This is a genomic window from Paeniglutamicibacter psychrophenolicus (assembly GCF_017876575.1).
GTDB classification, from domain to species: Bacteria; Actinomycetota; Actinomycetes; order Actinomycetales; family Micrococcaceae; genus Paeniglutamicibacter; species Paeniglutamicibacter psychrophenolicus.
Genome location: NZ_JAGIOE010000001.1, coordinates 4,643,335 through 4,655,322 on the forward strand (window position 1 = coordinate 4,643,335; position 11,988 = coordinate 4,655,322).

The following is an 11,988-nucleotide window of genomic DNA, read 5'->3' on the forward strand; positions in this document are numbered from 1 at the left end:
GCGGGGACCGTTCGCCTAGGATCCGATCCGGTGCTTGGCGGAGTCGCCGCCTGGCTCATGCTCCGCCGGCGCCGCCAAGGGCCGTGCCGGGGGCTGATCCTGCGTCAGCAGGCTGGCATCGTCGGGCACGTGGTCTTCGATCCGCTGTTCGGCGAGCAGGAATTCCGCGCTGCCGTGCTGGCGGATGAACTCCTCGTCGGAGCAACCGAGTTTCAGGCCGAGGGGAACGCCGCGCTCAATGCGGGACTTGAAACGGGCGTAGCCCAGGACGAAGTACAGTCCGGCACTGGTGGCCGTTCCGGCCAGCCAGGAGAAGTCGATGCCGCCGACAGCGGTGGCAATGGGACCCTGGAGCGCGGGCACCGAACCGTACATGCACATCCACGTCATGAAGATGCCGCCGGCGAAAGCAATGAAGGCAGCCGGGTTGAAGGCCTTGAGCTTGGTGGACCTGGGATCCAGGAACAAGTAGGAGAAGTCCTTGTGACGACGCTCGAAGACAAAGTAGTGCACCGCCATGATGCCGCCCCATGTCGCAACCCACGCCGCGATGGCGATGATCCAGTTATGCAGGACCTCGGCGAAGTCCGTCGCGAAGAGGAACGCGATGACCGCGCCCATGGCCAGCACACCGACCAGGATGGACAGCTTCTTGCGCGAGACGTTGATGTCAAGGGCCTGGGTGGCCACCCCGAAGGTGTACATGTTGATGATGTTGGTGGCGATGGGCCCGTGGATCACCAGCAGGATCACCGGGATCGACAGGGTGCCGAAGGACTCGACGATGAGCTGGCCGGGGTCGGCCGTGCCGTTCTTGGTGGCGAGGCTGGCACCCAGGATCCCAAGCCACACAACGGGGAGGAACTGGCCCAGGACGCTGACCAGGTAGAGCTTGTGCTGCTTGATGCGCTTGGAGACGAACCGGGAGTAGTCCGGTGCGTAGGTGAACCAGCCGATGCCCCACCCGATGCCGATGGCCGTCATGATCGAGGACATGGCCGCAATGCGCGGCATGCCGGTGAGGACTTCGCCGACCGGACCCTGGTAGCCCCAGTCGATGTCCAACTGCGTCCACGCCAGGATTGACATGGCGATCAGCACGATGATGGTCGGCGGCATGGTGATGCGCTCGAAGCGGGCAATGGCCTTGTAGCCCCGGTAACAGATGATGACCTGGATGGTCATGATCACCGCGGCGGTGGCGATGCGCCACAGCATGTTGCCCGCGGTGGGATCGACCCAGCCGATCATGCCGAACAAGGCCATGATCAGGTCCAGGATGACCCAGGTATTGACCGCGGACCACCCGATGGCGATGACCGCCTGGATGGCTGCCGGCAGGTAGGCCCCGCGTCGCCCGAAGGCGCCGCGGGCCAGCAGCATGCCGGTGGCCCCGGTCTTCTGCCCCAAGATGACGAAGAACCCGAAGCCCAGCATGCCGATGACGTTTCCGGCGATCAGGACGGTCAGGGTGTCGGCGAGCCCGAGACCCAGGTGGATGCCGAGGGCACCGAGGATCCAGTTGATGGGGGCAACGTTGGCCCCGGCCCAGATCCAGAACTGCCCGGAAAGCTTGGTGGTTCTGGCCGATTCGGGAATGGGCTGGAGAGAATCCTCGACCTCATGGGTCACACTCTCCGACGAACTGGCTGCTTTTCTACTCATTGGTTCACTCTTTCGGCTGCTATGGCACTGTTAGAACTAGTAGACAATCCTAGAAGTGATCTGCGCCACGTAGTACACTCAAACCGTATGCTCCTCACGGTCATTGGGTGACAAAGTGTCACTCGCCAAGTCTGAGGCTCGGCGATCGCGTCGCGCTGAGAGTTAGGAATCCTGCATGTTGCTGAATCTCAACGACGTCCTGGCCACCCCTCTTTTCATCAAAGCGCATCCGCGGATCATGGCGGGGGCCGAAAACGCGGCGACCAATCTGGTGCGCTGGGTGCACTCGAGCGAGGTCCTCGAAATCGCACCCTTGTTGCGCGGTGAAGAGCTACTGCTCAGCGGCGGCCAGAACCTCCTGGCGCTTCGGGTCGAGGCCCAGGTCCAGTACATCCAGAGCCTGGCCGAGCGAAAGGTAGCCGCCCTGGTCATCGACACGGTGGGCCTGAACCGGTCACTGTCCCCCGCCCTGATCGAGGCGGCGGAAACAGACGGGTTGCCCTTGATCGAACTGCGCGCCACCGTGCCTTTCGTAGAACTGGCCGAGACCATCAACCGGGCCATCGTCTCCGCCCAGGCCCTGGCGCTGCAACGTGCCGACGAGGTCTCCCAGCGGCTGGCACACCGGATCGCCACTTCCGGCCCGGGCCTGCCCCCGCTGGTGGCGCTGATCGCCCAAAACCTGAACGTGAATGCATTGCTCGTCGACATGGGCGGCAACATCCTGGCCAGCAGCAGAGACATCCCCGACGACCGGATCAAGATGAAGGTCGTTTCCGACATCTTCCTCTCCGACCTTGTCGCGGCGCGGCTCCAACTGGAAAGCCGCCATCCGGCCGAACGGGAGCTGCTGTCCACGGTGGCGGAGCGGCTCGGAAGCATCCTGGCGCTCGCGCTGTCCCAGCACCATCGGCCCACCCGGTCACAGATCGCCGATGCGGCACTCACGCAGGCGATCATCCGCGATGCCAGCGCCAACGACATCAGGGAGCTTTGCGGGCAGGTCGGGCTCGACGCGGCAGTCCCGGTGGCCGTGCTGGTGATTCGCGGGGTCGAACTGGGTCGGGTCCGCAGCGCGGTGGAGAGGATCCTGCGGCGCAACAGCCCCGACATCAAGACCTATCTCGATTCCGAATACCTTTACGGAGTGATTCCACTGAAGGGGGTTTCGCCCCGGAAGGAGCGCCGGCGGATCCTGCTGGGGTTGCGCGAGGAGATAGAGACGGTGGCGGTCCAGGGCATCATGGGCCCATGGGTGCCCGATGCCACGCACGGACAGTGGTCCCTGCAACAGGCCCTCCTGACCGAACGCCTCGCGCTGCCCATGCCGAATTCCGGGGCGCTGCGCGACTGCGAAGACGTCGCCCTGGAGCGCCTCTGCGAGCGGGAACTCGGGCCGCGGAAGATCGCGCGCTACATTCAGGAGCTCCTCTCGGACTTGCTGCTGCACGACAGCATGCGCTCCGGCGATCTGGTTGCCACCCTGGATGTCTGGCTGTCGAGCGGATGCAATTCCACCGCTGCTGCGGCCGCATTGTTCATGGAACGCCAGACGTTGCACAAGCGGCTGAACAAGATCTTCGACCTGCTCGGCGGCGATCCGCGCGGAACCTCGCGCCTCGCGGCGATCCACTTGGCAACACGACTGGCCCTCGCAAACCTGGGCACGCGCAAATAGCGCGCCGCACCCGGGCTGCCGGCTGGAGCCGGCTTTAGAGCACTGCCCTGATTGTCTGCTCGAAGCTGGTGATGTGCGCCAGGGCCAGGGCCTCGGCCGCATCCGCCTCCCTTGCCACGATGGCGTCGAGCAGGTCCGCATGCTCCTCGATATGCCCCGCGACGGACGGGACCTTGTCCAGCACCAGGCACCAGATGCGGGTGGCCAGGTTGTCCAGGCGGATCAGCGTTTCCTCCAGGTGCGGGTTTCCCGCCACCCGATAGATCAGCCGGTGAACGCTGAGGTCATATTGCATCAACCCGCGCTTGTCGACGTTCTTGTCCCGCAGCCGCTCGATGTCGCGCGCCAGTTCACGCAGGGCGTCGCGATCAGCGTCCGAGGCGCCAAGCGCGGCCTTGCGGGCGGCCAGGGGTTCGAGCGAACGGCGGAGTTCAGAGACGTCGGCCAACTCGGTGATATCCACGATCGTGGCAAAGGTTCCGCGCCGCGGATAGGAGATGACCAGGTGGTCGATTTCCAGGCGCTTGAGTGCCTCGCGCACCGGGGTGCGCCCGACGCCCAGCTCCAACGCGAGCTGCCCGTCGTTGATGGGTTCCCCCGGTTTGATATCCAGCATGATCAACCGGTCCCGGATGTCCCGGTAAGACTGTTCGGCCAGCGAAATGGGCTCGGCCAGCAACCCCGGGCCTGCGGAGACTGCGCTCATGTGATTTTCTCCTTGTTGTCGCCGATCAACCTTAGTGTGACCGGCATGGCGACTCATTTCAGGCGGCTGTTGACACCGTGTGATTCTCATCATAACATTGTGTCCAGTTCTGATATATCAATCAGCAACAACTTGTACTTCAAGGAGTGAATACTGGATGACGGCCACGAACACCACGCTTGTCGAGTCGACGTTGACTGAAAGCATTGCCACCCTGGATCCGGAGATTGCGCAGCGCATCGACGCGGAGCTGGCCCGCCAGCAGCGCGGCCTGGAGATGATCGCCTCGGAGAACCACACGGCGCTGGCCGTGATGCAGGCGCAGGGCTCGGTGCTGACCAACAAGTACGCCGAGGGCTACCCGGGCCGCCGTTACTACGGCGGCTGCGAGGAGGTCGACGTCGTGGAGACGCTGGCCATCGAACGGGTCAAGGCGCTGTTCGGCGCGGCGTTCGCCAACGTGCAGCCGCACTCCGGTGCCCAGGCCAACGCCTCGGTGATGCACGCGCTGATTCGTCCGGGCGACACCGTCATGGGCCTGAACCTGGCCCACGGCGGGCACCTGACCCACGGGATGAAGATCAACTTCTCCGGGCGCCTCTACAACATCGTCCCGTACGGTGTGGAGGAGGACACCCTGGTGGTGGACATGGACAAGGTCGAGGCCCTGGCCATCGAGCACCAGCCCAAGATGATCGTCGCCGGCTGGTCCGCCTACCCGCGCCAGCTGGACTTCGAGCGCTTCCGCGCGATCGCCGACAAGGTCGGCGCGTACCTGTTCGTGGACATGGCGCACTTCGCCGGCCTGGTGGCCGCCGGCCTGCACCCGTCCCCGGTTCCGCACGCCCACGTCACCAGCTCCACCACGCACAAGACCCTGGCCGGTCCGCGCGGCGGCATCATCCTGACCAACGACGCGGACATCGCCAAGAAGATCAACTCCGCGGTGTTCCCCGGACAGCAGGGCGGCCCGCTGGAGCACGTGATCGCCGGCAAGGCGGTCGCGTTCAAGATCGCGGCCACGCCCGAGTTCGCCGAACGCCAGGCACGCACCATTGCCGGGGCCAAGATCCTGGCCGAACGCCTGTGCGCCCCGGACGTCGCGGCGGCCGGCATTTCCGTGCTCACCGGCGGCACCGACGTGCACCTGGTGCTGGTGGACCTGCGCCACTCGGAGCTGGACGGGCAGCAGGGCGAAGACCTGCTGGCCAAGGTGGAGATCACCGTGAACCGCAACGCGGTCCCCTTCGATCCGCGTCCGCCGATGGTCACCTCGGGGTTGCGGATCGGCACCCCGGCGCTGGCCACCCGCGGCTTCTCCGAGGCCGCCTTCGTGGAGGTCGCGGACATCATCGCCGAAACCCTCATCAGTGGCACGAAGGCCGGGAACGAGGCCACGCTCGCGGCCTTGAAGGACCGCGTCACCGCCCTGGCCAACGCCCACCCCCTCTACCCGCACCTCGCCCCGATTGGAGCATAAGAACATGGCTGACATCCTCCCCGAGCACCCGGAGTTCCTCTGGCACAACCCGGACCCCAAGCCCTCCTACGACGCCGTCATCGTCGGCGGCGGCGGGCACGGCCTGGCCACCGCCTACTACCTGGCCAAGAACCACGGCATGACCAACATCGCGGTCCTGGAGCGCGGCTGGCTTGCCGGCGGCAACATGGCCCGCAACACCACCATCATTCGCTCCAACTACCTCTGGGACGAATCCGCTGGCATGTACGAGAAGTCCCTGAAGCTCTGGGAGCAGCTCCCCGAGGAACTGGAATACGATTTCCTCTTCTCACAGCGCGGGGTCATGAACCTCGCCCACACCCTGGGCGACGTCCGCGAATCCATGCGCCGCGTCGGGGCCAACCAGCTCAACGGCGTCGACGCCGAATGGATCACCCCCGAGCAGGTCAAGGAACTGTGCCCGATCATCAACATCGGGGACGACATCCGCTACCCGGTCATGGGTGCGACCTACCAGCCGCGCGCCGGCATCGCCAAGCACGACCACGTCGCCTGGGCCTTCGCCCGCAAGTGCGACGAAATGGGTGTCGACATCATCCAGAACTGCGAAGTCACCGGCTTCATCAAGGACGGCAACCGGGTCACCGGTGTCAAGACCAACCGCGGGACCATCAACGCCGGCAAGGTCGCATTGTGCGGTGCCGGGCACTCCTCGGTGCTGGCCGAACAGGCCGGCTTCGATCTGCCGATCCAGTCGCACCCGCTGCAGGCACTGGTCTCCGAACTGCACGAACCGGTCCACCCGACCGTCGTGATGTCCAACCACGTCCACGTCTACGTCTCCCAGGCACACAAGGGTGAACTGGTCATGGGCGCGGGCATCGACACCTACAACGGCTACGGCCAGCGCGGCGCCTTCCACGTGATCGAGGAGCAGATGGCAGCTGCCGTGGAGCTCTTCCCGATCTTCGGACGCGCCCACGTGCTGCGCACCTGGGGCGGAATCGTGGACACCACCATGGACGCCTCGCCGATCGTTTCCAAGACCCCGATCGACCAGCTGTACGTGAACTGCGGCTGGGGCACCGGCGGGTTCAAGGGCACACCGGGCGCCGGTTTCACCTTCGCCCACACCATTGCCAACGACGAGCCGCACGAACTCAATGCGGGATTCAGCATTGAGCGCTTCGAGACCGGCCACCTCATCGACGAACACGGCGCCGCAGCCGTGGCCCACTAGAAAGGGATCCACACAACCATGATGCTCATCGAATGCCCCTGGTGTGGGCCCCGAAACGAGACCGAATACGGCTACGGCGGAGAAGCCCACGTGGCCTACCCGGCAGACCCGAATGCACTGACCGACAACGAATGGGCCAAGTTCCTGTTCTACCGCAAGAATCCCAAGGGGCTCTTCGCCGAACGCTGGGTCCACTCGGCCGGCTGCCGCCGCTGGTTCAACGCCGTGCGCGACACCCTCACCTATGAATTCAAGGCCGTCTACAAGCCTGGCGAACCACAACCCATCGCCACCACCAACGCACCAGCACAGGGAGGAACCAAGTGAGCACCACTTCTTCGCACCGACTCGGCGCAGAAGCATCGGCATCCGCCCGCATCGACCGCGGGCGGGAAATCACCTTCACCGTTGACGGCAAGGAACTTTCCGGTTTCGCCGGGGACACCGTGGCCTCTGCCATGCTGGGAGCCGGGCTCAAGGCCTGCGGCCCCTCGCTCTACCTGGACCGCCCACGCGGCATCATGTCCTCCGGCGTCGAGGAATCCAACGCGCTGGTCAAGATCGGTGCCCGCTACGCAGGGCATGTGAACGAATCCATGCTCCCGGCCACCACCGTGGAGTTGACCGAAGGCATGGAAGTGACCCTGCTTTCGGGCCTGGGCCAGCTGGACCCACGTGCCGACGAGGCCATCTACGACCGCAAACACGTGCACACCGACGTCCTGATCGTCGGAGCCGGGCCCGCCGGGCTGGCAGCTGCCCGCGAGGCAGCCAAGTCAGGTGCCCGCGTCATCCTCATCGACGAACAGCCCGAAGCCGGCGGTTCGCTGCTTTCGGCCTCGACGGAAACCATCGACGGCCGGCCGGCCGCGCAGTGGATCGCCGAGACCCGCTCGGCCCTGGACGCGGCCGAGGAATTCACCTACCTGGCACGCACCACCGCATTCGGCAGCTACGACGCCAACTACATCCTGGCAGTCCAGCGCCGCACCGACCACCTGGGCGGCGAGCTGGGTGCCGGGGTGTCCCGCGAACGCATCTGGCACATCCGTGCCTCCCAGGTCGTGCTGGCCACCGGCGCGCACGAGCGCCCGCTGGTCTTCGAGAACAACGACCGCCCCGGCATCATGCTGGCCGCCGCCGCCCGCTCGTACCTGAACCGTTACGGCGTCCAGGTCGGCCAGCAGATCGTCGTGGCCACCACCAACGATTCCGCCTACGCCCTGGTCGAAGACCTGTTGGCCCGTGGCACCAGCGTCGCCGCCGTCGTCGACGCCCGCGAGGAGCCCTCGATTCGCGCGACGGAACTCTCCGCGCGCGGCGTCCGGGTCCTGACCGGCTCGGTGGTCGCCAACACCGCGGCAGGCGTCGACGGCGCCCTGGCCTCGGTGACCATCAGCGGCATCGACGCCCCCGGCGCCCTGAACGGCAGCGTCGAAACCATCGACGCCGATGTACTGGCCGTTTCCGGCGGCTGGAACCCGGTGGTGCACCTGCACTCCCAGCGCGAACGCCGCCTGGGCTGGAACGAGGCTCTCTCCGCGTTCGTCCCGGCGCACCCGGTGGCCAACCAGCAGACCGCCGGCGCCATGAACGGCCGCTTGGAACTTGCCTCCGCGCTGGCCGAGGGCGCCCGCGCCGGAGCCGACGCGGCAACAGCCGCCGGGTTCTCAAGCACCGCTTCGGTGCCCAGCGCCCCGGTGGAGACCCCGGGTGCGTCCCGGGCCCTGTGGCTGGTGCCTTCGCTTGACGGCGATGCCGCCGACTACAAGAACCACTTCGTGGACTTCCAGCGCGACCAGACCGTGGCCGATGTGCTGCGTTCGGTCGGCGCGGGCATGCGTTCGGTGGAGCACGTGAAGCGCTACACCTCCATTTCCACCGCGAACGACCAGGGCAAGACCTCCGGGGTCAACGCCATCGGCGTGATTGCCTCCGCCCTGGACATCAACGACGTGGCGGGCATCGGCACCACCGCGTTCCGCGCCCCCTACACCCCGGTGGCCTTCGCGGCACTGGCGGGGCGCGAACGCGGGGAGCTCTTCGACCCCGCCCGCCTGACCTCCATCCACCCCTGGCATGTGGAGCGCGGTGCGCTGTTCGAGGACGTGGGACAGTGGAAGCGCCCCTGGTACTACCCGCTGGAAGGCGAGGACATGGACACCGCGGTCTACCGCGAGTCCAAGGCCGTGCGCGATTCGGTGGGCTTCATGGATGCTTCCACCCTCGGCAAGATCGAGATCCGCGGCAAGGATGCCGGCGAGTTCCTGAACCGCATGTACACCAATGCGTTCAAGAAGCTCAAGCCCGGTCTGGCCCGCTACGGCCTGATGTGCAAGGCCGACGGCATGATCTTCGACGACGGTGTGACGCTGCGCCTGGACGAGGACAGGTTCTTCATGACCACCACCACCGGCGGTGCCGCCGGCGTGCTGGATTGGCTGGAGGAATGGCTCCAGACCGAATGGCCGGAACTTGACGTCAAGTGCACCTCGGTCACCGAACAGTACTCCACCGTTGCAGTGGTGGGACCCAAGTCCCGCGCCGTGCTGGCCAAGCTGGCCCCCGAATTGGACCTGGACAACGAGTCCTTCCCGTTCATGGCCTTCAAGGAGACCGTGCTGGCCTCGGGCATCGCAGCCCGGGTCTGCCGCATCTCCTTCTCCGGCGAACTCGCCTACGAGATCAACGTGCCGTCCTGGTACGGACTCAAGGTCTGGGAAGCAGTGGCGGCGGCCGGGGAGGAATTCAACATCACCCCCTACGGCACCGAAACCATGCACGTGCTGCGCGCCGAAAAGGGCTTCATCATCGTCGGCCAGGACACCGACGGCACGGTGACCCCGCAGGACGCCTCGATGGAATGGGTCGTCTCCAAGGTCAAGGACTTCGTGGGCAAGCGTTCCTTCGACCGCGTGGACAACAAGCGCGAGGACCGCAAGCAACTGGTCACGGTGCTTCCGGAAGACAAGACCCTGCGCTTGCCGGAGGGCACGCAGCTGGTCAACTACGGAACCGAACTGACCCAGGCCACCGAGCCGGTCCCGATGGAGGGCTTTGCGACCTCCAGCTACCACTCGCCGGCGCTGGGACGCAGCTTTGCGATGGTCATGCTCAAGAATGGCCGGGCCCGCATCGGTGAAAAGCTGCAGGCCTTTGTCGATGGAAGCCTCGTCGATGTTGTAGTTTCCGAAACCGTACTGTTTGATCCCGAAGGGAGCCGTCGAGATGGCTGAGCAAGTTTTGACTGATATTTCCGCATTGCGCACCAGTCCGTTGGCGCACATGGCATCCGCGCTCCAGCAGGGCGCTGTGGCCGGGGAACGCGGTGTGAGCGCACGCGAGCTCGCGTTCACCACGCAGATCGGCCTGCGCGCCGAGCCCGGTTCCGAGGCCCACGCGGCCCTGGCTGCGGCAACAGGTGTCGGCCTGCCCGCATCGGTGGGCGAAGTCGCCGGGAACACGGAGGGCACCGCGGTGCTCTGGAGCGGTCCGGACGAGTTCCTTGCGGTGGCGCCGGAAGGCACCGGGCTGCTCGATGACTTGGTAGCGGCGCTGGGCCAGTCCGCGGGCCAGGTCGTCGACCTCTCGGCAAACCGCACCGTCGTCGAGCTCTCGGGCCCCAGTGCCCGGCTCGTGCTGGAAAAGGGCTGCCCGGCGGACCTGCACCCACGCAGCTTCGGCGTGGGAACCGCAATCACCACGGTGCTCGGCCCGGTGCCGGTGTTGCTGTGGAAGACCGCCGAGGACACCTTCCGGCTGCTGCCCCGTGCCTCCTTCGCCGACTACACGGCGCGCTGGCTGCTCGACGCCATGACGGAGTTCGCCTCCCCAGAGGTCGACTAATGGCACTGAGCGCACTTGACCTTTTTTCCATCGGCATCGGCCCCTCCTCCTCTCACACGGTGGGGCCGATGAAGGCGGCGAAACGGTTCGCCGATGATTTGCTGGCAGGCGGGCGACTTACCCAGGTCGCCCGCCTGCGGGCGGAGCTTTTTGGTTCGCTGGGCGCCACCGGCCTGGGACACGGCAGCGACAAGGCCGTCATCCTGGGCCTGCAGGGACACGACCCTGCAACTGTGGACACCGCGCTGGCCGATTCCTTGGTTGCGCAGTCCATTGCGGCGGGGACCCTGCAGCTGGCTGCTGGACACCGCATTGGTTTTGACGATGAAAAAGACGTCATCCTGCACCGCCGCAAGTCGCTGCCCGGACACCCCAATGCCATGACCTTTGCCGCGTTCGATGCCGCGGGCACGCTGCTTCAGGAGCAGACCTACTACTCCGTCGGTGGCGGTTTCGTGGTGGACGAGCACGAATTCGGGGCCGAACGCATCGTGAACGACGATTCGGCCCTGCCCTACCCCTTCACCACCGGGGCGCAGCTCTTGGCGCACTGCTCCACCGAAAACAAGTCCATTGCGCAAATCATGCTGGCCAATGAACTCACCTGGCGCAGCGAGGCGGAATTGCGCGGGCAGCTGTTGAACATCTGGGCCGTCATGGAAGCGTGCGTGGAAAACGGTTGCACCCGCACCGAGGACTTGCTGCCCGGCGGGCTCAAGGTCCGCCGGCGGGCACCGGCGCTGCGCGAGAAGCTGCGGGCCACCGAGGCCGCAGCTGCCGGCCAGGTTCCCGATCCGTTGTGGGCCATGGAATGGGTGAACCTCTATGCGTTGGCGGTCAACGAGGAGAACGCCTCCGGCGGGCGCATCGTCACGGCCCCCACCAACGGGGCCGCGGGCATCATTCCGGCGGTGTTGCATTTCTTCATGCGCTTCATGCCGGGCGCCAGCGAAGACAAGGTGGTCGAATTCCTGCTCACCGCCGCGGCCATCGGGATCCTGTTCAAGGAGAATGCCTCGATCTCCGGGGCGGAGGTCGGTTGCCAGGGCGAGGTCGGTTCGGCCTGCTCGATGGCCGCCGGTGCGCTGTGCGCGGTCTTGGGCGGCACCCCGGCCCAGGTGGAGAACGCCGCGGAGGTCGGGATCGAACACAACCTGGGACTGACCTGTGATCCGATCGGAGGGCTCGTGCAGATCCCGTGCATCGAACGAAACGCGATCGCCAGCGTGAAGGCCATCAATGCCGCACGACTCTGCTTGCAGGGCAACGGCGAGCACAAGGTGTCCCTGGACGCGGCGATCGAAACCATGCGGCAGACTGGCGCAGACATGAAAACCAAGTACAAGGAAACCTCGCGCGGCGGACTCGCCGTGAATGTAACGGAGTGCTGA

General features: G+C 65.8%; 9 protein-coding genes. 7 read left to right on the forward strand and 2 right to left on the reverse strand.

All coding sequences use genetic code 11. The features are described 5' to 3' along the window. Positions 1-15: 15 nt before the first annotated feature. Positions 16-1,665 carry a purine-cytosine permease family protein gene (locus tag JOF46_RS20875; protein WP_209911019.1) on the reverse strand — a complete coding sequence of 550 codons (1,650 nt, stop codon included), beginning with the start codon at positions 1,663-1,665 and terminating at the stop codon, positions 16-18. Between the two features lie 175 nt (positions 1,666-1,840). Between JOF46_RS20875 and JOF46_RS20880 the strand changes: the two genes are divergently transcribed. Next, complete coding sequence (locus JOF46_RS20880; protein ID WP_209911021.1) at positions 1,841-3,343, forward strand: PucR family transcriptional regulator; 1,503 nt, start codon at positions 1,841-1,843, stop codon at positions 3,341-3,343. A 34-nt stretch (positions 3,344-3,377) separates the two neighbouring features. Here the strand turns inward: JOF46_RS20880 and JOF46_RS20885 are convergent, their stop codons facing one another. Then, positions 3,378-4,049: a GntR family transcriptional regulator gene (locus tag JOF46_RS20885; RefSeq protein ID WP_209911023.1), complete on the reverse strand. Its 672-nt coding sequence runs from the start codon at positions 4,047-4,049 to the stop codon at positions 3,378-3,380. Between the two features lie 157 nt (positions 4,050-4,206). Here JOF46_RS20885 and glyA point away from each other — a divergent pair, with 157 nt between their 5' ends. From glyA to JOF46_RS20915, 6 genes are read left to right on the forward strand one after another with little or no spacing between them, the layout of a single operon-like run. Next, positions 4,207-5,529, forward strand: a complete 1,323-nt coding sequence (gene glyA, locus JOF46_RS20890) for a serine hydroxymethyltransferase (protein WP_209911025.1) — start codon at positions 4,207-4,209, stop codon at positions 5,527-5,529. Between the two features lie 4 nt (positions 5,530-5,533). Next, positions 5,534-6,751, forward strand: coding sequence for a sarcosine oxidase subunit beta family protein (locus JOF46_RS20895; protein ID WP_209911027.1), 1,218 nt, complete (start codon positions 5,534-5,536; stop codon positions 6,749-6,751). Positions 6,752-6,769: 18 nt separating this feature from the next. Then, entirely contained in the window at positions 6,770-7,078 is a 309-nt protein-coding gene (locus JOF46_RS20900) for a sarcosine oxidase subunit delta (RefSeq protein WP_113762729.1), read from the forward strand. Beyond that, entirely contained in the window at positions 7,075-9,987 is a 2,913-nt protein-coding gene (locus tag JOF46_RS20905; RefSeq protein WP_209911029.1) for a sarcosine oxidase subunit alpha family protein, read from the forward strand. Before JOF46_RS20900 ends, JOF46_RS20905 begins: the two co-directional genes overlap by 4 nt. Beyond that, the gene (locus JOF46_RS20910; protein WP_209911031.1) at positions 9,980-10,597 is read left to right on the forward strand and encodes a sarcosine oxidase subunit gamma; all 618 of its coding nucleotides are present in this window, start codon (positions 9,980-9,982) and stop codon (positions 10,595-10,597) included. Before JOF46_RS20905 ends, JOF46_RS20910 begins: the two co-directional genes overlap by 8 nt. Further along, a complete protein-coding gene (locus JOF46_RS20915) occupies positions 10,597-11,988 on the forward strand; it encodes an L-serine ammonia-lyase (protein WP_209911033.1) in 1,392 nt (463 codons plus the stop codon). The genes JOF46_RS20910 and JOF46_RS20915 overlap by 1 nt, the downstream gene beginning before the upstream one ends.

Bases quoted from the DNA above. Each gene is read 5' to 3' on its own strand.
- JOF46_RS20900 (WP_113762729.1), top strand. From the start codon at position 6,770: ATGATGCTCATCGAATGCCCCTGGTGTGGGCCCCGAAACGAGACCGAA.
- JOF46_RS20885 (WP_209911023.1), bottom strand. From the start codon at position 4,049: ATGAGCGCAGTCTCCGCAGGCCCGGGGTTGCTGGCCGAGCCCATTTCG.
- JOF46_RS20915 (WP_209911033.1), top strand. From the start codon at position 10,597: ATGGCACTGAGCGCACTTGACCTTTTTTCCATCGGCATCGGCCCCTCC.
- JOF46_RS20910 (WP_209911031.1), top strand. From the start codon at position 9,980: ATGGCTGAGCAAGTTTTGACTGATATTTCCGCATTGCGCACCAGTCCG.
- JOF46_RS20895 (WP_209911027.1), top strand. From the start codon at position 5,534: ATGGCTGACATCCTCCCCGAGCACCCGGAGTTCCTCTGGCACAACCCG.
- JOF46_RS20875 (WP_209911019.1), bottom strand. From the start codon at position 1,665: ATGAGTAGAAAAGCAGCCAGTTCGTCGGAGAGTGTGACCCATGAGGTC.
- JOF46_RS20880 (WP_209911021.1), top strand. From the start codon at position 1,841: ATGTTGCTGAATCTCAACGACGTCCTGGCCACCCCTCTTTTCATCAAA.
- glyA (WP_209911025.1), top strand. From the start codon at position 4,207: ATGACGGCCACGAACACCACGCTTGTCGAGTCGACGTTGACTGAAAGC.